Origin of the sequence: Acuticoccus sediminis (assembly GCF_003258595.1) — a bacterium.
Classification (GTDB): Bacteria; Pseudomonadota; Alphaproteobacteria; order Rhizobiales; family Amorphaceae; genus Acuticoccus; species Acuticoccus sediminis.
This window is the reverse complement of record NZ_QHHQ01000001.1, coordinates 1,184,871-1,209,124: the sequence shown is the minus strand read 5'-3', so window position 1 is coordinate 1,209,124 and position 24,254 is coordinate 1,184,871. Positions and strand designations below refer to the sequence as shown.

Here is a 24,254-nt window from a genome sequence, read left to right as displayed (position 1 = left end):
GAAGCCTGAAAGTACAAGGAATCGCCGCCAGTCGGCGCTAGCCCGACTTGCCCGACTTGAGGCAAAATGGCGCCCATGCTGCGCTTCGCCCCCAGTCCGAACGGCCCCCTGCACCTCGGCCACGCCCTCAGCGCCATCGCCAACGAGCGGATGGCGGCCGCGCTCGACCGTCCGCTGCGATTGCGCATGGAGGACATCGACCGGATCCGCTGCCGTCCGGAATACGAGGCGATGATCCTGGAGGACCTCGCCTGGCTGCGCGTCGTCTGGACCCCGCCACTGCGCCGGCAGAGCACGCGCTTCGACCGGTACGCCACGGTCCTCGCCGAGCTTACCCGGCGCGGCCTCGTCTATCCGTCCTTCGCCTCGCGCCGCGAGATCGCGGACCACGCGCGGGTCGTCGGTGTCGCGCGCGATCCCGACGGCGCGCCGCGCTTCTCCGGCGACGCGGCGGTGATCGGCGCGGAGGAGGCGGAACGGCGGCGCCAGCTCGGCGCGCCGGCGGCCTGGCGCCTCGACATGGCCCGCGCGGTCAACGAGGTCGGGCGTCCCGGCTGGACGGAGATCGGCCCGTCCGGCGCCGGGCGGACGGCGGCCCACTTCGACCCGATGTCCTGGGGCGATGTGGTGCTGGCGCGCAAGGAGACGCCGACGAGCTACCACCTCTCCGTCGTCGTCGACGACGCGGACGACGGAATCTCCCACATCGTGCGCGGCGCCGACCTCCTGACGGCGACCGCGGTGCACCGGGTCCTGCAAGTGCTCCTCGGCTTCCCCACCCCGCTCTACCACCACCACGGGCTGGTCCTCGGCGAGGACGGACGCAAGCTCTCCAAGTCGAACGGGGCGCTCGGCCTCGGCGCGATGCGGCAGGCCGGCTGGACGGCCGACATGGTCCGCCACGAGGCGACCGCCCGCGAGACCCCGCCCCCGCCGCTCCCGACGCGGTGAGACCGGCCGGCGGACCCGCCTTCGCCCCCGACGCCCCTACCCTGCGACGATCGTCAGCCAGAGCGTGAAGGAGATGATCGAGGCGGCGGTGGTGAGGGTGATCGTGTTGGCGGAGAGGGCGAGGCCGGTCTGGAAGCGTACCGCGATGAGGTAGGCGTTCACGCCCGTCGGGCAGGCGGCGGCCAGCACCAGCACCGCGGCGGGGAGCGGCGGCATGCCGGCGACGTGGAAGGCCAGCACGTAGACGACCGACGGAATGACCAGGAGCTTCAGCGCCGACAGGACGATCGCCGGCATGACGTGCCCGCGCAGGCCGTAGCGCGGCAGGCTCATCCCGAGCGAGACCAGCGCGAGCGGGATCGCCGTGTTGGCGAGACCGTCCACCAGCGCCCGCGGCACGCCGACGATGGGCAGCCCGGTAAGGCGCACGGCGGTGCCGATGAGGATGCCGATGATCAGCGGATTGCGCAGCAGCTGGCGCACCACCCGCTTGATCGCGCCGAAGAAGTCGAGCCGTCCCGCGGCCGACCCGTCCCGGTACTCGGCAACCTCGATCAGCAGCGCCGACACCGTCATCATGAACGGCATGTGCACCGAAATGAGGAGGAAGGCGGTCACCAGCCCCTCGTCGCCGTAGGCGCGGCTGACGAGCGGCACGCCGACCATCACGAGGTTGGAGAACGAGGCGGACATGCCGCCGATGACGCCGGCGCGCGCATCCCGCTTGAAGATGCGCTCGGTCACCAGCATGCCGAGGCCGATGTTGATCAGGACGGAGGAGAAGTAGACGCCCCAGAAGGGCCAGGGCGACACGTCCGGAAGCTGCATCGTGCCGATGGCGCGGATGAGAAGCAGCGGCACACCCAGCGTGAACACGAAGTTCGAGAGGTGGTCCGCCGTCTCGTCGCGCAGGACGCGAAGGACGATGGTGAGGTAGCCGATCCCGATGAACCCGAAGACCGGCAGGATTGTCGAGGCGAGAAGGCCGAGCGCCACGTTCGGCCTAGACGCGTCTCTCCACCATGAGCGCTTTGATCTCGGCGATGGCTTCCGCCGGGTTCAGGCCCTTCGGGCAGGCGTTGGCGCAGTTCATGATCGTGTGGCAGCGGTAGAGCCGGAAGGGGTCCTCCAGCTTGTCGAGACGTTCGCCGGTGCGTTCGTCGCGACTGTCGACGATCCAGCGGTGCGCCTGGAGCAGCGCGGCCGGGCCGAGGTAGCGGTCGCCGTTCCACCAGTAGGACGGGCACGAGGTGGTGCAGCAGGCGCACAGGATGCACTCGTAGAGGCCGTTCAGCTTCTCGCGGTCCTCGTGGCTCTGACGCCATTCCTTCTGCGGCTGCGGCGTGTCGGTCTGCAGCCACGGCTCGATCTCGCGGAGCTGGGCGTAGAAGTTGGTGAGGTCGGGCACCAGGTCGCGCACCACCGGCATGTGCGGCAGCGGATGCAGCGTCACCGGGCCTTCGACCTCGTCCATGCCCGTGGTGCAGGCGAGGTGGTTGCGGCCGTTGATGTTCATCGAACAGGACCCGCAGATGCCCTCGCGGCAGGACCGACGGAAGACCAAAGTCGGATCGATCTTGTTCTTGATGTAGAGCAGTCCGTCGAGGATCATGGGACCGCAATCGTCGGTGTCGACGTAGTAGGTGTCCATGTGGGGGTTCTCGTCCCCCTCCTCCTGCCAGCGGTAGACACGGAACTCGCGCAGGTTCGTGGCGCCTTCGGGTTTCGGCCACGTCTTGCCGGTCTTGATGCGGGAGTTCTGCGGAAGCGTCAGCTGGACCATGTCTTCACTCTGTATCGCTCGTGGGCCGTCTGGTCGATCGTTCAGTCGAGCGGTCGGTCAGGCGCGGACGAGCAGGGCATTCTCATCCGTCTCTCCAGCTAGCACATATCCTCTCTGGAACAACTCTGAAAGACAGTCTCGTGACCATAGCGCACGGTGGAGCGTCTCGATGACGACAGCCCGGGGCCAGTCCTCCGGCCCCGTGGCGTCGAAGTAGGGCATCAGCGCATCCGCCTCGAATCCCTCGACATCGATCTTGATCGCCGTCGGCGGACGCGTCAGGAGCGCGGCGAGCGGACGCACGTTCACCTTGCGGCTCCCCCTCGCCCCCTCGAACGCGATCAGCGATGAGCGCCCGGCATTCATGCTCTCGTAGAGGGTCATTTCCCCCTCGGGCCCGACCGCGTCGGCCGACACCCTTGCGCGACCGCTCAGCCCGTTTGCGGCAAGGTTCGCCACCTGCCGCTCTCGCAGCCTGTCGAGCGGCTCGAACGTCACCGCCGACAGGCCCGGCACCTCGGCGAGGAGGGCGACGGTGTAGAGGCCGATGTTGGCGCCGATGTCCACGAAGAGGTCGCCCGCGCCGAGCTGCGAGGCCAGGAAGTCGCGCTCGTACGGCTCGTCGAGGCGGCGCTTGTACCAGATGTCGAAGTCGACCTTGTTGTCGCGCGGGGCGAGGTGCCAGGCGAGGCCGCCGACCGTCAGGTGCACCGGCCCTCTCGGCGCGTGGCGCTTGGCGAAGCGGCGCAGCGGCGTCTTGACCAGCGGCGTGCGCCGCAGCCAGCGGGGGATCCTCATGGCGTGTCCTCAGCCGGCGGCGCGCGGGTGGGCGTCGCGCCAGGCCTTCAGCAGCGCGCGGTCGTCGACGGCGGTGTAGACCTGGGTGGTGGAGAGGCGCGCGTGGCCGAGCAGCGCCTGGATCGCGCGCAGGTCCCCGCCCTGGGCGAGGATGTGCGTCGCGAAGGCGTGCCGCAGGGCATGCGGCGTCGCGCTGTCGGGCAAACCCAGCGCGTAGCGCCACTGTTCCACCGCGCGCTGGACGATCCGCGGCGACAGGCGCCCGCCCTTTTCGCCGCGGAAGAACGGCCCGTCGTCGAGCGCGAACGGCACCGCCTCGCGGTAGGCGCCGACGATGGCGGCGACGCGGGCGACGACGGGGACGTCCCGCTCCTTGCCGCCCTTGCCTCGGATCCTGAGGCGCAGCAGGGGATCGCCGACGTCGGCGACGTCGAGCCCGGTCGCCTCGCCGACGCGCAGGCCGCAACCGTAAAGCAGGGCGAGGACGGCGGCGTCGCGGAGGCTCACCCAGTCCGACCCGCCCTCGAGCATGGCGAGCGCCTCGGTGACCGGGACCGGCCTCGGCAGCCCGCGCGGTTTTGACGGTGCGGAGACGGCACGCACGGCGGCGGCGTTGACGCCGTGGTGCCGTTCCAGGTGGTTCATCATCGTGCGCACGGCGGCGAGGGCGCGGGCCATCGAGCGTGGCGACAGTCCCGCGCGGCGGCGCTCGGCGAGGAAGGCGCGCACGTCCGCCGGCGTGAGGGCCGAGAGGGCGGCGAGGTCGACGGGGCCGCCGAGGTGTTCGGTCAGGAAGATCAGGTAGGCGCGGGTGTCGTGCTCGTACGCTTCGGCGGTATTGGGCGAGAGGCCGCGCTCGGCGGTCAGGCCCTCGAGCCAGGACGCGCGGATCGCGAGGAGCTGCGGATCGCCCGCGAGCCCGAGGTCCACGGCGACGGCCGGGGCCCGGCGGGCCCGGCGCGAGGCGGCAGCGGTTTTCGGAGACTTTGCGGGCGTCGACATCGCGCCATCATATGCGCGCCAGGTTGCGAAAGTTCGAGCGCGACCCCTAAAAATGGCGCGGTCGCGATCTTCCGCCTCGCCGTCGGGGCACGGCGGTCCCTCCGCCCCGCTGAAGGCAAGGCGGGGACCCGGTGCCGGTTCTTCCGAGCCTGTCCCTGTTCCCCGGCGAGGCCGGAGCCCCACGGCGTCTCCGCACGCGTCGGCGTCCCCGCGCCGCCACGGCCGATCAGGCGGTGGCCGGCGCCTCGGCCCAGCGCTCGCGGGCGTTGTCGTCGGACTCCTTGGCGTCGATCCATTCCCCGACGGTGCCGTCGACGAGGTGCTCGCGCTTCCAGAAGGGCGCGTCGGTCTTGAGGAAATCCATCACGAAGCGCACCGCGTCGAAGGCAGCGTCGCGGTGGACCGAGCCCGCCGCGACGAGGACGATCGGCTCGCCCACCGGAACGATCCCGGTCCGGTGCACGACGAAGAGGTCGAAGAGCTCCCACCGGGCGTGGGCGGCTTCCATGATGCGGCCGATCTCGGCCTCGGCCATGCCGGGATAGTGCTCCAGCTCCAGCGCCTTGAGCCGGCCCTTCTCGCCGCGGCACTTGCCGACGAAGGCGGCGACGGCGCCGGTGTCCTCCGAGACCTCGATCTCGGTGAACCACGCCTTCGGGTCGAGCACCTCGTCGAGGATGGTGACGTGGGTGCGCATCGCTCAGCCGCCGGTCATCGGCGGGAACAGCGCGACCTCTCGGGCGCCGGAGACGGGCGCATCGTGGGTGACGTGGCGCTGGTCCACGGCGACGCGGATGAAGCGGTCCTGCTCCAGCGCGTAGGCGTAGCCGTCGCCGCGGCCCTTCAGCCACAGGATGAGGTCGCCCGCGGTCGACACGTTCTCCGGCAGAACGATCTCTTCTTCCGGCACGCCGATCCGCTCACGCACCCAAGCGAAGTACTTAACCTTCATGACTCCCCCAGTTGTGGCGCGTGCCCCAGACATACTGGGCGCCGCTGACCACCGTCATGACCATCGCGACCCACAAGATGGCGAGTCCGGCCGACTTCGCAATAACCGGGAAGGGCATTATCGGCGCAGCGATAAGGACCGCTAATGCAACGAGCTGAACCGTGGTCTTCCATTTGGCCAGCATCGAGGCCGGAACCACCACCTCCTGGCTCGCCAGATGCTCGCGCAGCCCGGCGATCGCCGTCTCGCGCGTCAGGATGAGCGCCGCGGCGAGGGCGTGGAGGCCGGTGATCGACCCTTCGGCGCAGAGCATCAGCAGGGTGACGCTGACCAGCATCTTGTCGGCGATGGAATCGAGCATCCGGCCGAAGGAAGTGATCTGGTTGAGCGCGCGCGCCAGGTAGCCGTCGAGCCAGTCGGTCGCGGCGGCGACCACGAACAGGATCAGCGCCAGCACGCGGTGCTCGCCGAAGGGCCAGACCAGCACCACCGCGATCGCGAGCACGGCGAGGCAACGGAACGACGTCAGGATGGTCGGTAAATTCATGGTGCTGTTTAGGCCAAGTGGGAGGTTCGATCCAAGGGGCCAACGCTTCGCGATTGCGACCGGTTGCCTAGCACGGGGCGTCCGGCCCGGCGATCGGCACGTCGATGCCGACCTTGCTGCGGTCCATGACGACCGAGGTGCGGAAGCGCTTCACGTTGCTGTCGTCGAAGAAGAGGCGCTCGGTGAGGCGCTGGTAGTCGTCCATGTCGCGCGCGAGGGCGATGAGCGCGAAGTCCGCGTCGCCGGTGATGTAGTAGCACTGCTGGACCTGTGGCTCGTCGCGGACCTTGCGGCGGAAGGCGTCGAGCTGGTCGATACGCTCCCGCTCCAGCTCCACCAGCACCAGGAAGGTCATGGCGTAGCCGAGCTTCTCGGGCGCGACGACGGCTGTGTCCCGGGCGATCACGCCCGCCTCGCGCAGGGCGCGGACCCGCCGCTGGACGGTGGCGACGGAGAGGCCGGTCTCGTAGGCGATCGCCTCCAGCCGCTCGCGGGCGTTCGCCTGGAGCATCCGCAGGATCGTCCGGTCCGTGTCAGTGACCTGCATCGCGTGGCGCCTCCGGTGGGAGGGCGCAGCGCATGAGGCAGCCGCCCCGGATGTGGCCGGTGGGGACCCCGGCGAGCTGCATCATGTGCCAGGCGAGCGCCTGGTTGGAGGCGAGGACCGGCACCCCGAGGCGCGCCTCCAGCCCCTCGATCTCGGCCGCGGCACGCAGGTTCGTGCAGGACGCGAAGATCGCGTCGCACGGCGCTTCGGCGGCGATCCGTTCCACGGCGGCGACGATGGACGCGCCCTCGATGCGGGCGATCCGCTCGTCGCTCTCCTCCGCGAAGGTCCCGAAGGCGGCGACGCGAAGCCCGTACGCCTCCAGCGCGGCGCGCATGGAGGCCGACACCGGGGCGACGTAGGGCGACAGGAACCCCAGCCGCCGGACGCCGAGCGCATCGCAGGCGGCCTTCACGGCCGCGAGCGGGTCCGTCACGTGGCGCGTTCCGACCCCCTCCCGCACGGCGGCGGCGACGGCGTCCGAGCCGATCACGGTCGACGCGGAGGTGCAGGCGTAGGCGACGACGTCATAGGTCATCGACCAGGGGAGCAGCGCGGCCGCAGCGGGGAGCGCGGCCTTCATGCGGGCGAGCGCCTCCGGCGTCACCTCGGTCTCGCACGGGATCCGGGCGGTGTAGACCGCGACGCCCGGCTCGGCGACGAGGCGGCGGAAGTCGCTCTCGATGGTCTCGTCGGTGCGCAGCACGACGAGGCCGAGGTTGGCCCGGTCACCGAGCGGCGGGCCGACGCTGAACGGGAACACCGTCACGGCCGCCCCTCGAGCACCGGCAGCTCGGCGGGGGCGCGGCGGGTGAGGTAGCGGGGACCGGCGGGCTCGATGACGATGTTCTCCTCGTGCACCATCATGCGACCGGGCGCCAGCTGCAGCCCCGGCTCGAGGGTGATGACCATGCCGGGCGCCAGCGCCGTCGTGTCGGCGGCGGTGAGGGACGGCGGCTCGGTGAGGCGCATCCCCAGCCCGTGGCCGAGCCGCCCGACCGAACCGGCGTCGCCCGCCCGGGCGACGACGCGCAGCATCGCCTCGAAGACGTCGGCCGCCGCGGCCCCCGGCCGGGCCGCCGCAAAGCCCGCCTCCACGGCGTCGTGCAGGAGGTGGTAGCCGGATCTCATCGCGGCGCTCGCGCTGCAGACCGCGAAGTTGCGGTCGAAGTCGCAGAAATAGCCGGCCCGCATGGCGCCGGTGTCGAGCATCAGGAGGTCGCCATGGGCGAGCGGCTCCTCGGTGGCGGGGGAGATGACGTCGGCATAGCCGTCCGCCCCCGCGCCGCCGGCGACGTAGGGCACCCAGTCCGCCCCCTCCTCCAGGAGCGCGATCTGGAAGCGGCGGAAGACGGTCGACAGCGGCACGCCCTCGGCGGCGATCTCCGGCACGCGGTCGAATGCCCGGCCGGCGGCCTCGCACATCGCGGCGATCCGTCCGATCTCGGCGGGCGACTTCACCATCTGCACCCCCTGGAGGAGCGCCGTGGCGTCGCGGACGCGGCGTGGGGCGAGGCGGGCGCGCACCGCCTCGAAGTCGCGCAGGGGCATGCGCAGCGTGCACTCCGGCCCCATCGGCACGCCGAGCGCGCCGTCCGGGCCGCAGACCGCGGCCAGCGTGTCGGCGAGGAGGGAGACGCCGTCGTCGTCCGGCCGGGGCGACGGCCAGGTGCGGATGTCGTCGACCCAGGTGGTGCGCATCAACGCCTCGCCGATGGTCGGGATCACGGCGATGGGCTTGCCGGAGGCGGGAAGCACCACGAACCACGGCCGCGTCGGGCTCTCCCAGAAGCGGGTGAGGTAGCCGGTGACGTAGCGCACGTCGTGCTCGGCCGTCAGCAGCAGGGCGGCGAGCCCCTCCCGCGCCATCGCGGCCTGAATGCGGGCGGTGCGGGCCGCGAACTCGGCCTCGCCGAAGGTGTGGTCCATACGCGGGTTCCTCGCCCGGTCCATGACAGTCGCCCCATTGAGCCGCAGCACGATGACCATGTCCGCGCATCATGGCGACAGATGCCGAGAAATATCGTCCCACAACCGCCAGTCATGGCGACCTTTTCTCGCAGATGATGCCCATAATGCAAAAATGATCACGACCGCACACACCGCCGCCCGGCCGGACTACCTCTTCACCCCCTCCCCGGAGCGGCCGCTGCGGCTGCTCGCGGCGTGCCCGGCCTATATGCCGACGCCCCTGCGCGAGGTTCCGGCCGTCGCGGACGCCGCCGGGGTCGCGGCGGTGTGGGTGAAGGACGAGACCGGGCGGATGGGCCTCGGCAGCTTCAAGGCGCTCGGCGGTGCGTTCGCCGTCGCGCAGACGATCATCGACCGCGCCGGCACCAGCGACGTGACGTCGCCCCCCGCGCGGGAGGCGGCGGGCACGATGACGTTCATCACCGCGAGCGCGGGCAATCACGGCCTGTCGGTCGCCGCCGGGGCGCGTGTCTTCGGCGCCCGCGCGGTGATCGTCCTTTCGGCCGACGTCGCCGAGAGCTTCGCGGAGCGGATCCGTGCGCTCGGCGCCGAGGTGATGCGCGTTCCCGGCAACTACGAGGACAGCGTGGCCGCCGCCACCGCGACGGCGGAGGCGCGCGGCTACCTCCTCCTCGCCGACGGGTCGTGGCCCGGCTACATCGACCCGCCGGCGATGGTGATGGAGGGCTACACGGTGCTGGCGGGCGAGTGCCGCGAGCAGTTGGCCGAGGGCGGCGTCTGGCCGACGCATGTCTTCCTGCAGGCGGGTGTCGGCGGCCTCGCGGCGGCCGTCGCCGCCCACATCCGGACCACATGGCCGGTCCAGCCGCAGATCGTCGTGGTGGAGCCGGAGGCGGCCCCGTGCCTGCAGCAGAGCGTCGCGGCGGGGCGGCTCGTGCGGGCCGAGGGCCCGGTCTCCAACATGGGCCGGCTCGACTGCAAGGACGCGTCGCTCATCGCCTTCGAGGCGCTGCGATGCGACGCCGATGTGTTCGTGACCGTCTCCGACGCGGCGGCGCTCGACGCCGCCGGCATCTACCGCGATGCCGGACTCGCGACGACCCCGAGCGGGGCCGCGCCCCTCGCCGCCCTCCTCGCACCGGGCCGCGCCGCGGACCTCGGCGAGACGGCGCGGGTGCTGCTCGTGGTCTCGGAGGGACAGTAGGGCCGCCGGCCCTCCCCGGCAGGGCCGGACGCCTTCGCCCGGTCCCTCCTCGACACGGTCGAACGCCTTCGTTCGGCCACCTTCTCCGCGTGGCCGAACGACGTCGTTCGGCGTCCCGGCCCATAGGCTGGGCTTCTATTTTCCCTCGACCTGTTTCAACACTGTTCCAATTCGAACGCGGAATTGACCGATTGGCTCTTGTTGAGCCCCGGGCGCTGACCGCAGTCTCGGAGCACTGTGTCCTGGCCGACCGCCCATAAGGCGCCGGCACAACAACGAGGCCGCATGCCCGGCATGCCAAGGTCCGTGACAGGGAGAGAGACGAATGAGTGAAGTGAAGCTGACGGTGAACGGACGGAATATTTCCAAGTCCGTCTCCGACAGAACCCTCCTCGTGGAGTTGCTGCGCGAAGAGCTCGGGCTGACAGGAACGCATGTCGGCTGCGACACCAGCCAGTGCGGCGCCTGCACCGTGCACATCGACGGCAACGCGGTGAAGTCCTGCACGGTGCTGGCCGCGCAGGTGAGCGGCAGCTCCGTCACGACCATCGAAGGCCTCGCGAAGGGCGACACGCTGCACCCGATGCAGGAAGCCTTCCGCACGCACCACGGCCTGCAATGCGGGTTCTGCACGCCCGGGATGATCATGATGGGCGTCGACATCGTGAATCGTCACCCGGAAGGGCTCGACGAGACGACGATCCGCAAGGAGCTCGAAGGCAACATCTGCCGCTGCACCGGCTACCACAACATCGTCAAGGCGATCGCCGCGGCCGCGGAAGACATGCGGGCCGGCGCCACGTCGCTGGCCGCAGAATAAGCATCGGGAGGACACCATGGGAGCTGAAGGAATCGGCGCACGCGTCGTGCGCAAGGAAGACGGCCGATTCATCACCGGCGCCGGCCAGTACACCGACGACGTGTTCGAGCGGCAGATGTGCGCCGCCGTGTTCGTGCGCTCGCCGCACGCGCACGCCAAGGTCGTCTCGATCGACCCCAGTGCGGCGAAGGAGATGCCCGGCGTCATCGACGTCATCGTCGGCCAGGACATCATCGACGCGGGGATCGGCAACCTCATCTGCGGCTGGGCGATCCAGTCCAAGGACGGGACGCCGATGAAGATGGCGCCCTACAACGTCATGGACCCCGGAACGGTGCGCTACGTCGGCCAGCCGGTGGCGATGGTCATCGCCGAGACCCGCGCCGAAGCCGAAGACGCCGCCGAGGCGGTCGACGTCGAGTACGACCCGCAGCCGGCGCTGACGGACTTCGCCAACTACGCGTCCGGCCCGGTGGTCCACCCCGGGACGGCGGACGACAACATGATCTGCGACTGGCAGCTCGGCGACGAGGCGGCGACGGACGCCGCCTTCGCGTCGGCCGCGCACGTGGTCGAGATCAGCCTGCGCAACAACCGCCTTGTGCCCAACGCGATGGAGCCGCGCTCGGCCGTCGCCCAATTCAACCGCGCCGAGGACCACACGACGCTTTGGACCACCAGCCAGAACCCGCACGTCGCGCGCCTGGTGCTGTCGGCCTTCTATAACGTCGCGCCCGAGCACAAGCTGCGGGTCATCGCGCCGGACGTCGGCGGCGGCTTCGGCTCCAAGATCTACATCTACCCGGAGGAGATCGCCTGCTGCTACGCGGCCAAGCGCGTCGGCCGCCCGGTGAAGTGGACGGCGGACCGCACCGAGGCGTTCATGACCGACGCCCACGGCCGTGACCACGTGACGAAGGCCAAGATGGCGTTCGACGCGGACCACAGGATCACCGGCTTCAAGGTCGACACGATCGCCAACCTCGGCGCCTACATGTCGCTGTTCTCCTCGGCGACGCCGACCTACCTCTACGCGACGCTGCTGTCGGGCCAGTACGACATCCCGAACATCTACGCGAACGTGAAGCTGGTCTACTCCCACACCACCCCGGTGGACGCCTACCGCGGCGCCGGCCGCCCGGAGGCGACCTTCCTCGTCGAGCGGACGATGGAGACGGCGGCGCGTCAGTTCGGCATGTCGCCGATCGAGCTGCGGCGGAAGAACTTCATCACCCAGTTCCCGCACCAGACCCCGGTGCTGATGAACTACGACCCGTCGGACTTCCACGGCCTGATGGACAAGGCGCTCGCGGCCATCGACTTCGACGGCTATCCCGCGCGCAAGGCCGAGTCGGAGCGGCGCGGCATGCTGCGCGGCATCGGCTTCTCGTCCTACATCGAGGCGTGCGGCATCGCTCCGAGCCAGGCGGTCGGCTCGCTCGGCGCCGGCGTCGGCCTCTGGGAGTCGGCCGAGATCCGAGTGAACCCGGTCGGCACCATCGAGGTCCTGTCCGGCTGCCACAGCCACGGCCAGAGCCACGAGACGACCTACGCGCAGATCGTCGCGCACCGCTTCGGCGTGCCGATGTCGAACGTGTCCATCGTCCACGGCGACACGGACAAGGTGCAGTTCGGCATGGGCACCTACGGCTCGCGCTCCGGCCCGGTGGGCGGCGGCGCGATCGCCAAGGCGCTCGACAAGGTGGAGGCGAAGGCCAAGCTCATCGCCGCGCACCTGATGGAGGCCGACGCCGGCGACATCGAGATCGAGGGCGGCGAGCTGAAGGTCGCGGGCACGGACAAGAAGCTCGCCTGGCACGAGGTGTGTCTGGCGGCCTACACCGCGCACAACCTTCCCGAAGGCATGGAGCCGGGCCTCAAGGAGACCTCGTTCTACGACCCGGCGAACTTCACCTTCCCCGCCGGCACGTTCATCTGCGAGGTCGAGGTCGACCCGAACACCGGCGTCACCACCATCGTGAACTTCGTGGCGGTGGACGACTTCGGCATCATCATCAACCCGATGGTGGTCGAGGGCCAGGTGCACGGCGGCCTCGCCCAGGGCATCGGCCAGGCGCTCCTGGAAGGCTGCGTCTACGACGACGAGGGCCAGCTCCTGACGGCCTCCTACATGGACTACGCGATGCCGCGGGCGGACGACCTGCCGTCCTTCGGCCTCGACCATCTGGAAGTGCCGAACCCCAACAACCCGCTCGGCGTGAAGGGCTGCGGCGAGGCGGGGGCCATCGGCGCGCCGCCGGCGGTGATCAACGCGATCACCGACGCGATCGGCACCAACGACCTGCAGATGCCGGCGACGCCCGAGAAGGTGTGGCGGGCGATCCAGTCCACCAAGATGCCGATGGCAGCCGAGTAAGAGGACGACGCGATGTACAACACGACCTATTACGCCGCGACGAGCCTCGACGACGCCGTCGCCAAGCTGAAGGCCGACGAGGAGGCCAAGTTCCTCGGCGGCGGTCAGACCCTGATCGCCACGATGAAGCAGCGCCTCGCCGCGCCGACGATGCTGATCGACGTCACGAAGATCCCCGAGCTGAAGGGCATCGCGGTCGAGGGCAACCGCCTGGTGATCGGCGCCGCCTCGAAGCACAGCGAGGTGTCGATGTCGGCGATCGTGAAGGGCGCGGTCCCGTCCCTCTCCGGCCTCGCGGCGACGATCGGCGACCCGGCGGTACGCAACATGGGCACCATGGGCGGCTCGCTCGCCAACAACGACCCGGCGGCCGACTATCCGGCCGCGGCGATCGCGCTCGACGCGGTGTTCACCACCACGAAGGGCGAGCACAAGGCGGTCGACTTCTTCCAGGGCATCTTCGAGACCGCGCTCGAGGACGACGAGATCATCATCAAGATCTCGTACGAGATCCCGAAGAAGGCGGCCTACGAGAAATTCCGCAACCCGGCCTCGCGCTACTCGCTGTGCTCTGTGTTCGTGGCGGAGCTCGCCGACGGCCCGCGCGTCGCGGTGACGGGCTCCGGCAACAACGGCGTCTTCCGTGTGCCCGAGATGGAGGCCGCCCTCGCCTCCAACTGGTCGCCGGACGCGGTGACGTCGATCCGGATCGACCCGGAGACGATGCTGTCGGACATGCACGGCTCGGCGGAGTACCGCGCGCACCTCGTCTCGGTGCTCGCCGGCCGCGCGGTCGCGAAGGCCGGCTAGGCCTTCCGGGAAGGGGGCGTCCGCGCCCCCTCTCCTCCGTCTCTCCCCGCTGCCGGCGAAGATCGCTGCCGGCAGCGACATCGGCAGGCGGCCGCTCCACCCGTCCGGCGCTCCGGCTGCCGGACACCACGCCGAACATGCCCACGCCCGGCTCGCTCCGCGCCGACAGGGCGTTCCTTCCTGAATGACGATGTCGCAGAACGCGCGCCGCCCGTCCCCCGGGTGGCAGGATGGCGCTCCCGCGGAGCGACCGTGTGAGCCGGCCTCGACCCTAGGCGGCCGGCTCCACGGCCTCGGCGCCGTGACGGTTCAGGCCGAGGCGCTTCATCTTGCGGTGGAGCGTCGCGCGGCTGGTGCCGAGGTGGCGCGCGGCGGCCGAGACGTTGCCGGACGAGCGCGTCAGCGCGGCCCGCAGCGCGCGGCGTTCCGCCGCGGCGAAGTCGCCCGGCGCCTCCTCCCCGTCGAGGACGTCGGAGGCGAGGTGGCCTGCGGTGATCCAGCCGTCGTCGATCCCCAGCGCACGCCGGGCCGCGCCGCTCGCCCCGATCACCACGTCGTCGCGGTCGACCGCCAGGAGGCCGTGGCGCGGCGCGCTGCCGGCGACGAGGATGATGCGGGCGCCGGCGAAGGCACTGCGGAAGAGCGTCGTCTCGATCTGCGCCGCCGCCTCGCGCGCGGCGTGGAGATAGACGCTGAGGAAGGCGGCGGACATGTCGTCACGCGCCGAGGAGATGTCGAGCGCGCCGACGATGCGGCCGCGATGGTCGCCGATCGGCGCCGTGGCGCAGCTCAGCTTGGTGTTCATGGTGAGGAAGTGCCGGTCGCGGAAGATGCTGACCGGACGCGTCTCGGCGAGCGCGGTGCCGATGCCGTTGGTTCCGACGCTCGCCTCGTCCCACAGCGAGCCGGCGGCAAGGCCCAGCGCCTCGAAGTCGTCGTCGTCGCCGGGACGGCCGCGGCGCTCCAGCGCGAGGCCGTTGTCGTCGGTGAGGACGAGGCAGCAGCCGCAGTGACCGAACGTCGAGAAGAGCCGGTCCAGCTCGCCGCGTGCCGCGTTGACCAACGGGGCCGACCGGTCGACGACCCGGCGGAACTCGACGTGGGTGAGGCGCGGGGGCTGGCGCACGACCTCCGGATCGAGCCCGTGAACCGTCACGCAGCGGCGCCATGAGGAGGCGTAAGCCGCATGGTGATCGCTGGCCGTCACGGCGGCCCACACGCGGTCCGCGTGCTTCATGGCGTCCTCCCTCGTGCGATCGCCTCCGACGCTGCCGGTTCGGGTCGCACACGGGCGCCACGGCATGCCTGGTTATGGTGCCAAGCATGCCATCCTGAATCTGGAACACAACATGCGACGAAAGTCGCAGCGCCGCAGGGGGTGGCGCCGGCCGCCGCCTACCCCTCCATCTCTTCGATGAAGTGCCGGGCGATCGCGTCGCGCCGGGCGATCCACGCCGTGCCGCTCTGCGAGATGGTGCGCAGGATGGTCTCGAGACCCGCGATGCGGCCGGGCCGGCCGATGGTCCGCAGGTGCAGCCCGACGGACATCATCCGCGGCGCCTCGTCCGCCTCGCCGACGAGCCAGTCGTACGCGGCGAGGACGTAGCGGGAGAAGTCGTCGCCATGGACGAAGGCGCCGCCGGGGCGGAAGCGCATGTCGTTGGTGTCGAACGCGTACGGCAGGACGAGATGGCGGCGGCCCGTGACCTCGACGAAATAGGGCAGATCGTCGTCGTAGGCGTCGCTGTCGTAGAGGAAGCCGCCGTGATCGACGAGAAGGCGGCGGGTGTTGAGCGACGACGCGGAGCGCGTGTGCCACCCGACCGGCGGCACGCCGCAGGCGGCGGCGATGGTGTCGTAGGTCCGGGCGATTACCTCGCGCTCGGCGTCCTCGTCCATGCCGGCATGGCGCTGCCAGCGCCAGCCGTGGCAGCTCACCTCGTGCCCGCGCGCGACCGCGTCCTGCACCAGCCAGGGCGACCGCTCGGCCGCGCGGCCGCACGACGAGACCGTCGCCTTGGCGCCGTACCGGTCGAACACCCCGGCGATGCGCCACCAGGCGGCCCGCGTGCCATAGCCGAAGTGGCTTTCGGTGCAGGGGTCGGGCAGCGCGCCGACGTCGTCGATCGCCTCGTGCACCAGCTCGTTGCGCTCGTCGCCGTCGGCGACGGAGAACTCCCCGCCCTCCTCGAAGTTGATCACGAACGAGACGGCGACCTTCGCACCGTTCGGCCAGGCGATCCGGGGCGGGCGGCCGCCGTAGCCGATGAGATTGCGTCGATCTTCGCTCATTCGATGTCCCCGATGCGATCAGGCGAGGTGGGTGGCGGCACGGCAGGGCCGGCCGGCGTGAAGTGTCCTCACGAGCGCGCCCGTTCACAAGGGCGTCCGTTCGCAAGGGCTCGGGATCCGGTCGGTGTCGCGTCCGGTGGTGGTACGTTCAGGGGGCGGGAGCGGCGCCCTCGCGCATGAGGACCCCCGTGACGGCCTGGCCGGTGTGGATGAGGTGGCCACGCCAGATGCGCCCGGCGTCGGCGGCGTTTCGGCGGCGGATGGCGTCGATGAGGTCCTCGTGTTCGGCCATCGCCTGCTCCCAGCGCCGCTTGTCGAGGATCGCGAGGTAGCGCCCCCGCTTGGCCCGCAGCATCAGGCTGAGGTGGAGCCGCCTCAGCACGTCGTTGCCGGTGAAGTCGATCACGGCCTGATGGATCTGGCTGTTGAGGGCGAAGTAGTTGTCGAGGTCTTCGGTCTCGTAGTGCGTGCGCATGGAGGTGTGCAGCGCCTCCAGCATTGCCATTCCGGCGGGAGTGACGCGCTCGGTCGCGAGCTCGGCGGCGGTGCTCTCGATCCCCGCCAGCACCTCGAAGAGCTGCCTGGCCTCCTGCTCGGTGAAGGGCCGGACGCGGCCGCCGCGGTTCTGGCTGAGGTCGACGAGGCCGTCGATCTCGAGGAGCTTCAGCGCCTCGCGCAGGGGCGTCCGCGAGACGCCGAGCTCGGCGCAGACGGCGCGCTCCACGATGCGGTCGCCGGGGCCGAGGTCGCCGCGCACGATCCGCTCACGCAGAGCCTCGAGAACGCGCTGGGCGGCCGGCACGCCTTCGGCCGGCACTTGGCTTGGTGGGACCGCGTTCTCGGACATGGGTGGGATCGCCTGTTGAATTGGAGCGAGCGGCCTCATTCTGGTGCAGCGTCCGGCCAAAAGTATGACTTGGCGTTGCGCGGCCTCCGGCAGCTCCGTCGTCCTGATTGGCCCAGCCTCGGGCTGCCGTCATCGCTCGGGTTTCCTTCGGGCGCCTCGGACCCCGAGGCACGCCACCATTATCCGAGCAAATGGCATGCCAAAGCGTGTCAGGCCGTCAGAAGTCCCTCCAGCGTTCCGGCGAGGACCGGCAGGGCGGCGACGAAATCTTCCATCCGCATCGCCTCGTCCGGATTGTGACTGCCGTTCTGGTTGCGCAGGAACAGCATGGCGCTGGGCACCCCCATGCCCGCGAAGGTCGCACAGTCGTGGCCCGCGCCGGACGCCATCCGGCGGTAGGGGACGCCGCAACGCTCCGCCTCGGCGGCGAGGCGGTCCATCAGCGCCGGGTCCATCAGCGCCGAGGCGGCGTGCGTCGCCTCGCCGAGGTCGACGGTGACGCCGTAGCGCGCGCCGATGGCCGCCGCCGCCTCGCGCAGCATCGCGTCGGTGCGCCAGAGGAGGTCGTTGTCGAGGCTGCGCATGTCGATGGTGAAGCGCACGGTGCCCGGGACCTTCGTCATCCCGTGCATGTCGGGGTCGGTCCAGAACTCGCCGATGGTGGCGACGAAGTCCTCGCCCGCGGCATCGTAGCGGTCCCAGATCGCCTCCAGCTCGGAGACGAAGGCCGCACCCGCGCGCACGGCGTCGTGGCGATGGTCGCGCGGGACGGCGCCGGCATGGGCCCACTCGCCGGTGATGACGCCGTGGCGGTAGCGCAGGTTGCCGCGGATGCCGGTGACGACGCCGATCGCCTCCCCCGCCGCGTCCAGCACCGGCCCCTGCTCGATGTGCGGCTCGATGTAGGCGGCGAGCGTGGCGGGGTCGAGCTCGCGGGCGCCGGCGGCGAGCGCGTCCGGATCCCAGCCGCCGTCGCGCATGTGCTCGGCGAGGGATCGGCCGGTGTCGGACCGCCTGACCTTCTCGTATTCGTCCGCCGGCAGCAGGCCGAAGGCCATGCGGCTGCCGCAATAGGGCGTCGGGAACCAGACCAGCTCCTCGGCGCGGATCGCCATGACGACGAGGTCGCGGACGGGGCGGACGCCCCTGGCGTGGAGCGCCGTCGCCGCCGCGATGCCGAGGACCACGCCGAGCGCACCGTCGAAGTTGCCGCCGTGGGCGACGCTGTCCATGTGCGAGCCGACCATGACGCGCGGCAGGCTGCGGTCGGCGCCCGGCCAGACCATGTACTGGTTGCCGCAGCGGTCGTGCCGGATCTCCATGCCGATGGCGCGGGCGGCTCGGGCGGCGATGGCGTGCGCCTCGTCCTCGAGCCGCGAGAAGGCGGGCCGCGTGACGCCGGGCGGGTCCAGCGACATCTCGCGGAGCTCGTCGAAGAGCCGCGCGCCGAGGGCCGCGGCGTCCTGCCAGATGGTGTTGTCCATGCTCATCGGAAGCTCCTCGTCGTGCCAGGACGATGGCATGCCGTCGCTTGGCCCCCCGGCGCAAGGGGCCGCGGCCTCGCGCGTGCCCGGCCGAGCCCGCCCGCGCGCCGCCGAGCGGCCGGTTTCGGCGAGGCGTGGACGGGGCAACGCCGGAAGGGCCGACGCCCTCGCCGCCGAGGCGCCCGCCGGCTGGACCGTCAGGTGGCGGGCTGGGGCCGGGCGCGTGGGGCGGCGGCGACGGTGCGCCGTTCGCCGTAGCCGAACCGCAGCGGACGGGGCGCGGGCGCGTTCACGACCGCCGCCCGGGGCGAGGCGAGGCGCAGGATGGCGAAGGTGAAGAGGAAGGCGCCGACGGTATAGGGATACAGGATATCGATCTCGACGAACGACCGCAGGAGCAGCAGCACCAGGAGCGCCGTCGCGAGCGTCGCATCCGCCGTCACGCGCGGCCTGAGCGCCGCGCGGACGGCGAGCGCCAGCCCCGCCAGCATCGTCGCCAGCATGATCCCGAGGCCGACGAGGCCGATGCCGACGGTGGTCTGGATGTACGTGTTGTGGAAATGGAAGCCCGACTTGGCGGTGATGTAGAAGATCTCCCACAGGTACTCCGCCAGCGGATTGCCGATCCGCCAGAAGGCGTTGTACCCGCTGCCGAACCATGGCCGCTGGCTCGCCTCGCGCAGCCCCTCGGCCCAGAGGAGCGTGCGCCCGGTCAGGGTCGCGTCCTTGCCGAACGCGGCGAGGAACATCGCCTCCCCGTTCGCGGCGAGCGCCACCGTGACCAGCATGACGAGGCCGAGGACGCCGAAGAGCACCAGCACCAGCCGGACGCGCGGCGCGATCCGCCCGCCCAGGAAGAGCCCGACGATGCCGCCGAGCACGGGAACGACCGTGGCGAGCGACGTCGCCGAGTGGGTCTTCAGGAGCACCCCCGACGCCACGGCGAAGACGAGCACGGCGAATGCCCGGTGCAGGACGGACACGCCCTTCAGCAGCAGCCCGGCCAGCCCGAACACCATGCCGAGGCAGCAGAAGAAGCCGAGCTGGTTCTTGGACGCGAACGCACCGACGAAACGGTACGTGCCGTCGACGATGTCGAAGTCGTACCGGCCGATCGCCAGCGAGTAGAGGAGGATCAGGAACACGCCGACGAGCGTGCCGTAGACGAAGCTGTAGGGCGACAGGATCCGCGCCGCGACGATGGCGCAGAACACCGTCGTCCCGTACTGGATCCCCGAGCGCAGCGTGATCGACGGCGCGTCCGACCAGAGCGTCGAGACGCAGATGAACCCCGTCAGCGCCAGCACGCCCAGCATCGGCCAGACGTGCCGCAGCAGGATGCGCGGCTCCACCACGACCGGCAGCAGCCAGACCATGTAGAGCCCCAGGACCGACACCTTCCCGAACTGGACCGAGTGCGCGAGCACGAAGTACGTGACCGTCAGCGCGAAGACCGCGTACGGGCCGTTCGCCGGCGGGCGCGTGATCAGTCCGATGGGAAGGTGGCGCATGTTACCAGCCGCTCCACTCGGTGGAGCAGCTCAGCGAGCCGGGGAACAGGCAGCGCTCGCCGATCGGCGTGAAGCCGACGTGGTCGACCGTCATGGTGCGCTCCTCGATCGTGTCGTCCCTCGGTCCCAGCCAGCCGGACATGCCCTTGGCCCCGTTCCAGAGGCTGAAGAAGACCTTCTGCTTCGCATCCGGCACGTCGTCGCTGACGACTTCGCGCATCAGCTTGCCGTTCACGTACCAGCGGATGCGTCCCTCGGTCCATTCGAAGGCGTAGTCGGTCATCGTCTCGTCGGCCGGGGAGGGGACGGCGATCTTCTCCTGATTCTCGCCCTTCCCGTCGGTGTAGTAGTTGGAGTCGAAGCGGGACATGTCGCGTCCGAGGATCTCGACGTCGATCTCGTCATGGGCCGGCTTGTCGATGAAGGTGAAGAAGGCCGAGTTGAGCCCGCTCCCCGCCGCCGCCTTGATGCGCGCCTCGTAGAGGCCGTAGCCGTGCACCTCGCGGGTCTGGAGCTCGGCGCAGCTGTAGTCGCGCTCGGCCTTGCCGTCGCCGGAGGTCGTCGGCTCGCGCTTCAGGGTGAGGGTGAGCTGGCCGTCCGCCACGTGCAGGGCAGCCTTCTTCCAGATGCAGTTCTGGTGGTCGCCGTTGGTCCAGCCGTTGGACACGAACCAGCGCTTGCCGTCCAGCCTGTCGAAGTCGTCGAAAAAACCGTCCGCATGTGAAGGACTTGCGGCGGCGGCCCAGAGGGCGGCCGACAATCCGGTCAGGGTGGTGATCAGGATCGAACGTCGCACGCGCAATACTCCTCGTCGATGTTCGGGCGCCAAGGTGCCACTTCGGCCGGCCGGGGGAGCCAACATTTGATAATGCGCCGAGGGGCTCCGGAGCGTCTGCTGAGCGCTGTGCGGCCGTCGGGCCGCGTTGCCACCGGGAACGCCATGAACATTCTCTTCGCAGGCGGTAACGGATACCTGCCGGAAATGAGCGGCGGCGTGCAGTCGAGCACGGACCATCTCGTGCGCCAATGCGCCGCGGCGGGACACGACGTCAGTGTCCTCGCGGCGCTGTTCGGCCAGTCGACCTTCGGCTTCATGCAGCGCCTCAAGCTCAAGCTCTCGCCGCTGCCGATCGTCACCGACAGGACGCTCGGCTATCCGGTCATGCGGGCGTGGTTCCCGTGGCAGGAGGCCGCGGGCGCGGCCGTGCGGCAGGTCCGGCCGGACGTCGCCGTGGTGCAGTGCCACAAGGCCGCCCTCGTCGGCGAGGCGCTGCAGCGGCTCGGCATCCCGCTGGTGGTCTACCTGCGGAACGTCGAGTACCACGAGCTCGGCGGCGACCTGCGGACGTTGACCGACGCGCACTACATCGCCAATTCCGAGTTCACGGCGCGCGCCTACAAGGCCGAGTTCGGGATCGACAGCACGGTGATCCCGCCGACCATCGACCCGTCGAAGTACACCACCGAGACGACGCGCGAGGTGGTGACCTTCATCAACGTCTACCCGGAGAAGGGCTTCGAGAAGGCGGTCGAGATCGCCCGCGCGTGCCCCGACATCCCGTTCCAGTTCTGCGAGAGCTGGCGGCTCGACGACGATCATCTGGCGAAGGTCCGGGCGACCCTCGACCCGCTGCCGAACGTGACCTTCCGCCGCCGCACGGACGACATGAAGTCGGTCTACGGCCGGACCGCGATCCTCCTCGCGCCCTCCCGGTGGGAGGAGGCGTGGGGCCGCGTCGCGTCCGAGGCGCAGTGCAGCGGCATCCCGGTGCTCGGCTCGACCCGCGGCGGCCTTCCCGAGGCGATCGGCGACGGCGGCGTCACGCTCGACTACGACGCCCCGCTCGACGCCTGGGTCGGCACCCTGAAGCGGTTGTGGGCCGACCGGACCGCCGCCTCCGCGCTTTCCGAAGCCGCCCGGCGCCACGCCGCCCGGCCCGCCATGGACCCCGCCCATCAGTTCGCAACATTCCTCAGCGTGCTCGAAGATGCCCGCAGGCCAACTCTCGATCGCCAAGCAGCCTGAGGTCGGTGCCGGGACCGGATCCCGCACGGAGCGCAAGCGCCCCGTCGTCGCCCTCAAGCCGCTGTCGGCGGAAGGCAACGCGTTCTCCGGCGCCTTCTCGGGCCACATCGACCCGGCGTTCGAGTGCGTCCCCTTCGGGTGGGACGGGCTTGGCCGGCGCGCCTACGACGTCGTCGTGTTCCACTGGCCGACCGAATTCTTCCGCCCGACGAGCCGCAAGCAGACGCTGCGCTACCTCGCCGAGATGGCGGCCGACCGGGCGCGCGGAACCCGCTTCATCTGGGTGGCGCACAACCTCGCCCCGCACGATGGCGGGAGCATGGAATCGACGCTCACCCGCCATCTCTTCCTGCGCCTCGTCGACGGCGTGATCTACCTCTCCGACCACTCCCGCCGGGAGGCCGAGCGGCTCTACCCGCAGCTTGCCCGGAAGCGGTCGCTGGTCACCGTCCACGGCCGCTACGACGAGACGGAGGTGCCCGCCACCCCGCACACCGCGGGTGCCGGGCGGCTGCTGACGTTCGGCCTGATCCGGGCCTACAAGAACGTCGCGGGGCTGGTCCGCGCGGCGCGCGGGGTGACGGCCGAGCCGTTCGCGGTCACCGTCGCGGGCACGCCGTTCGAGGACGGCCTCGTCGAGGAGATCCGCGCGGCGGCCGACGGCGAGCCGCGCGTGACGCTCGACATCCGCGACCAGCTCATGCCCGCGGCGGAGCTGGAGCGGCTGATCGACGCCCACGACGCGGTGGTGATGCCCTACACCGGGATCCTCAACAGCGGCGTCGCGCTCCACGCGCTGGCCCGCAACCGGCCGATCCTCGCCCCCCGCCTCGGCAGCCTGCCGGAGCTTCAGGAGATGGTCGGGCCGGACTTCGTCCACCTCTACGACGGCCCCATCCGCGCCGAGGTCATCGACGACTTCCTCGCCCGGATCGCCGGGCGCGACCTCGGCACGGCCGACCTCTCGGCCTTCGGGTGGGACCGGGTCGGGCGCGACATCAGCGGCTACATCGCGACGCTGCTGCGCCGGCCATTGAGCGAACTGTCAGGATATCGAGCATGAAGCAGGATCTCGCTCTCGGACTGATCTCCCGCGGGGTCGGCGCGCTTGCCGGCGCCCGGGGCGAGCGCTGGGCGCTGATCGTACCGGCCTCCGGCCACGGCAGCCTCGGCGACGCGGCGATGACCCTCGTCGCCCGCGACCGGCTTCGCGAGCAGGGCTACAAGGTCTGCCTCCTCGCCGACGACACATGGGCGCCGCTCTCCGGCTTCGACGACCACGTCCCCGCCGACCCCTATCTCTTCGACGGCGACCGGCGCACCTTCCTCGACGTCATGTGGCGCACGCGGCGGGTCGGCGCCGCCTTCCTCATCGGCGCCGACATCCTGGACGGGATCTACAACCCGGACTCCGTGATCCGGCGCCTGAAGATCCTCTCGACGCTGGCACAGCGCGGCTGCGCGGCGACGGTTCTCGGCTCCAGCTTCAACGAGGCGCCCAACCCGGTCTGCGTCGCGGCGCTGCGGCAGCTGCCGCCGTCGGTGGCGATCCACGCGCGCGACCCGGTCTCCCGGGCGCGGATGGCCGCCCACCTCGAGCGCCCCATCGGTCTGGTCGCGGACCTCGCCTTCCTCTGCCCGCGGGACGAGGCGGGCGAGCCGGAGGCGTTCGCCTTCATCGCCGGCGAGCGGGATGCCGGGCGCAAGATCGTCGCGCTGACGGCCAACTTCCTCGTCGCCCGCAAGACCGGCGGTTTCGAGGCCGCGCACGTCCCGTTCCTGAAGGCGGTGATCGCGGCGGGCCACTCGGTCGTCATGGTCCCGCACGACACCCGCAAGACCGATTCCGACAAGGCGGTCCTGGAGCGGATCGCGGCGCGCCTGACGGACGGGGAGCGCACCCACACCCACCTCATCCCGGCGGACGATCCGCAGCGGGTGAAGGCGGTGCTGGCGGGCTGCGACCTCGGCGTCACGAGCCGGATGCATGCGGCGATCCTGGCGATGGGCGCGGGCGTGCCGGCGCTGTGCTTCGGCTACCAGGGCAAGTTCGAGGGGCTGTTCGATCTGGTCGGCCTCGCCGACGAGGACCTCCTGCATGCCCCGGAGGCGCTCGTCGCCGATCCGGAAGGCCTGGCGCGGTGCGTCATCGGCAAGCTCGCCGAGCGGGAGCGTCTCGCCGCCAAGCTCGCGGCGCGGCTTCCGGCGGTGAAGGCGATGTCCCGCGCGAATTTCTCGCCCGACGGCGCAGCGGCCGGCGTGCCCGCTCCGGTGGCGCCGTCGGTGACGGAGCGCGCGGCCTGAGACCGTGCCGCGGCGGCGTCGCGCCATCCCCGGCACCGCGGGTGCCAACCGGGTCAGTATGGAGTTG

24 protein-coding genes are annotated in these 24,254 nt (G+C 70.7%); 8 read left to right on the top strand and 16 right to left on the bottom strand.

Annotated elements, in window-relative coordinates; translation table 11 throughout:
- Nucleotides 1-66 precede the first annotated feature (66 nt).
- A complete protein-coding gene (gene gluQRS / locus DLJ53_RS05155) occupies nucleotides 67-951 on the top strand; it encodes a tRNA glutamyl-Q(34) synthetase GluQRS (RefSeq protein ID WP_111342893.1) in 885 nt (294 codons plus the stop codon).
- 36 nt (nucleotides 952-987) lie between these two features.
- Here the strand turns inward: gluQRS and DLJ53_RS05150 are convergent, their stop codons facing one another.
- From DLJ53_RS05150 to DLJ53_RS05105, 10 genes are all read right to left on the bottom strand, one after another.
- A complete protein-coding gene (locus DLJ53_RS05150) occupies nucleotides 988-1,947 on the bottom strand; it encodes an AEC family transporter (RefSeq protein ID WP_111342891.1) in 960 nt (319 codons plus the stop codon).
- Nucleotides 1,948-1,954: 7 nt separating this feature from the next.
- On the bottom strand, nucleotides 1,955-2,734 hold the full coding sequence (locus DLJ53_RS05145; RefSeq protein ID WP_111342890.1) for a succinate dehydrogenase iron-sulfur subunit: 780 nt from the start codon (nucleotides 2,732-2,734) through the stop codon (nucleotides 1,955-1,957).
- 57 nt (nucleotides 2,735-2,791) lie between these two features.
- Complete coding sequence (locus DLJ53_RS05140; RefSeq protein ID WP_111342888.1) at nucleotides 2,792-3,532, bottom strand: FkbM family methyltransferase; 741 nt, start codon at nucleotides 3,530-3,532, stop codon at nucleotides 2,792-2,794.
- A gap of 9 nt (nucleotides 3,533-3,541) precedes the next feature.
- Nucleotides 3,542-4,534 (bottom strand): tyrosine recombinase XerC, encoded by a 993-nt coding sequence (locus DLJ53_RS05135; RefSeq protein WP_111342886.1) that lies wholly within the window; start codon nucleotides 4,532-4,534, stop codon nucleotides 3,542-3,544.
- Between the two features lie 226 nt (nucleotides 4,535-4,760).
- Nucleotides 4,761-5,231: a molybdenum cofactor biosynthesis protein MoaE gene (locus DLJ53_RS05130; RefSeq protein ID WP_111342885.1), complete on the bottom strand. Its 471-nt coding sequence runs from the start codon at nucleotides 5,229-5,231 to the stop codon at nucleotides 4,761-4,763.
- A gap of 3 nt (nucleotides 5,232-5,234) precedes the next feature.
- A complete protein-coding gene (gene moaD, locus DLJ53_RS05125; protein ID WP_111342883.1) occupies nucleotides 5,235-5,486 on the bottom strand; it encodes a molybdopterin converting factor subunit 1 in 252 nt (83 codons plus the stop codon).
- Complete coding sequence (gene pgsA / locus DLJ53_RS05120) at nucleotides 5,476-6,033, bottom strand: CDP-diacylglycerol--glycerol-3-phosphate 3-phosphatidyltransferase (RefSeq protein ID WP_111342882.1); 558 nt, start codon at nucleotides 6,031-6,033, stop codon at nucleotides 5,476-5,478. The genes moaD and pgsA overlap by 11 nt, the downstream gene beginning before the upstream one ends.
- A gap of 67 nt (nucleotides 6,034-6,100) precedes the next feature.
- On the bottom strand, nucleotides 6,101-6,580 hold the full coding sequence (locus DLJ53_RS05115) for an Lrp/AsnC family transcriptional regulator (protein ID WP_111342880.1): 480 nt from the start codon (nucleotides 6,578-6,580) through the stop codon (nucleotides 6,101-6,103).
- Nucleotides 6,567-7,349 (bottom strand): maleate cis-trans isomerase family protein, encoded by a 783-nt coding sequence (locus tag DLJ53_RS05110; protein ID WP_211100540.1) that lies wholly within the window; start codon nucleotides 7,347-7,349, stop codon nucleotides 6,567-6,569. Before DLJ53_RS05110 ends, DLJ53_RS05115 begins: the two co-directional genes overlap by 14 nt.
- Nucleotides 7,346-8,509, bottom strand: coding sequence for a M24 family metallopeptidase (locus DLJ53_RS05105; protein ID WP_111344101.1), 1,164 nt, complete (start codon nucleotides 8,507-8,509; stop codon nucleotides 7,346-7,348). The genes DLJ53_RS05110 and DLJ53_RS05105 overlap by 4 nt, the downstream gene beginning before the upstream one ends.
- Before the next feature lie 154 nt (nucleotides 8,510-8,663).
- Here DLJ53_RS05105 and DLJ53_RS05100 point away from each other — a divergent pair, with 154 nt between their 5' ends.
- The 4 genes from DLJ53_RS05100 to DLJ53_RS05085 all read left to right on the top strand — a co-directional run bounded on the left by DLJ53_RS05100 (nucleotide 8,664) and on the right by DLJ53_RS05085 (nucleotide 13,723).
- A complete protein-coding gene (locus DLJ53_RS05100) occupies nucleotides 8,664-9,716 on the top strand; it encodes a diaminopropionate ammonia-lyase (RefSeq protein ID WP_111342878.1) in 1,053 nt (350 codons plus the stop codon).
- Between the two features lie 325 nt (nucleotides 9,717-10,041).
- Nucleotides 10,042-10,536, top strand: coding sequence for a (2Fe-2S)-binding protein (locus DLJ53_RS05095; protein WP_111342877.1), 495 nt, complete (start codon nucleotides 10,042-10,044; stop codon nucleotides 10,534-10,536).
- 16 nt (nucleotides 10,537-10,552) lie between these two features.
- Nucleotides 10,553-12,913 (top strand): xanthine dehydrogenase family protein molybdopterin-binding subunit, encoded by a 2,361-nt coding sequence (locus DLJ53_RS05090; protein WP_111342875.1) that lies wholly within the window; start codon nucleotides 10,553-10,555, stop codon nucleotides 12,911-12,913.
- Between the two features lie 12 nt (nucleotides 12,914-12,925).
- Nucleotides 12,926-13,723, top strand: a complete 798-nt coding sequence (locus DLJ53_RS05085; protein ID WP_111342874.1) for an FAD binding domain-containing protein — start codon at nucleotides 12,926-12,928, stop codon at nucleotides 13,721-13,723.
- Nucleotides 13,724-13,994: 271 nt separating this feature from the next.
- On the opposite strand, the gene DLJ53_RS05080 is transcribed toward DLJ53_RS05085, so the two are convergent.
- The 6 genes from DLJ53_RS05080 to DLJ53_RS05055 form a co-directional block, all read right to left on the bottom strand.
- A complete protein-coding gene (locus tag DLJ53_RS05080; RefSeq protein WP_111342872.1) occupies nucleotides 13,995-14,960 on the bottom strand; it encodes a GAF domain-containing protein in 966 nt (321 codons plus the stop codon).
- Nucleotides 14,961-15,118: 158 nt separating this feature from the next.
- Nucleotides 15,119-16,015: a polysaccharide deacetylase family protein gene (locus DLJ53_RS05075; RefSeq protein ID WP_111342870.1), complete on the bottom strand. Its 897-nt coding sequence runs from the start codon at nucleotides 16,013-16,015 to the stop codon at nucleotides 15,119-15,121.
- 148 nt (nucleotides 16,016-16,163) lie between these two features.
- A complete protein-coding gene (locus tag DLJ53_RS05070) occupies nucleotides 16,164-16,862 on the bottom strand; it encodes a GntR family transcriptional regulator (protein WP_111342869.1) in 699 nt (232 codons plus the stop codon).
- Nucleotides 16,863-17,071: 209 nt separating this feature from the next.
- Nucleotides 17,072-18,352: a Zn-dependent hydrolase gene (locus tag DLJ53_RS05065; RefSeq protein ID WP_162408903.1), complete on the bottom strand. Its 1,281-nt coding sequence runs from the start codon at nucleotides 18,350-18,352 to the stop codon at nucleotides 17,072-17,074.
- 191 nt (nucleotides 18,353-18,543) lie between these two features.
- Nucleotides 18,544-19,857 (bottom strand): O-antigen ligase family protein, encoded by a 1,314-nt coding sequence (locus DLJ53_RS05060; protein ID WP_111342865.1) that lies wholly within the window; start codon nucleotides 19,855-19,857, stop codon nucleotides 18,544-18,546.
- Nucleotide 19,858: 1 nt separating this feature from the next.
- Nucleotides 19,859-20,653, bottom strand: a complete 795-nt coding sequence (locus DLJ53_RS05055) for a family 16 glycosylhydrolase (RefSeq protein ID WP_162408901.1) — start codon at nucleotides 20,651-20,653, stop codon at nucleotides 19,859-19,861.
- A gap of 144 nt (nucleotides 20,654-20,797) precedes the next feature.
- Between DLJ53_RS05055 and DLJ53_RS05050 the strand changes: the two genes are divergently transcribed.
- Genes DLJ53_RS05050 through DLJ53_RS05040 form a run of 3 tightly spaced genes read left to right on the top strand, consistent with a single transcriptional unit; the run spans nucleotide 20,798 to nucleotide 24,187 of the window.
- On the top strand, nucleotides 20,798-21,883 hold the full coding sequence (locus tag DLJ53_RS05050; RefSeq protein ID WP_111342862.1) for a glycosyltransferase: 1,086 nt from the start codon (nucleotides 20,798-20,800) through the stop codon (nucleotides 21,881-21,883).
- Entirely contained in the window at nucleotides 21,846-22,946 is a 1,101-nt protein-coding gene (locus DLJ53_RS05045; protein WP_111342860.1) for a glycosyltransferase family protein, read from the top strand. Before DLJ53_RS05050 ends, DLJ53_RS05045 begins: the two co-directional genes overlap by 38 nt.
- A complete protein-coding gene (locus DLJ53_RS05040; RefSeq protein ID WP_111342859.1) occupies nucleotides 22,943-24,187 on the top strand; it encodes a polysaccharide pyruvyl transferase family protein in 1,245 nt (414 codons plus the stop codon). The genes DLJ53_RS05045 and DLJ53_RS05040 overlap by 4 nt, the downstream gene beginning before the upstream one ends.
- The last annotated feature ends 67 nt before the right edge of the window (nucleotides 24,188-24,254 follow it).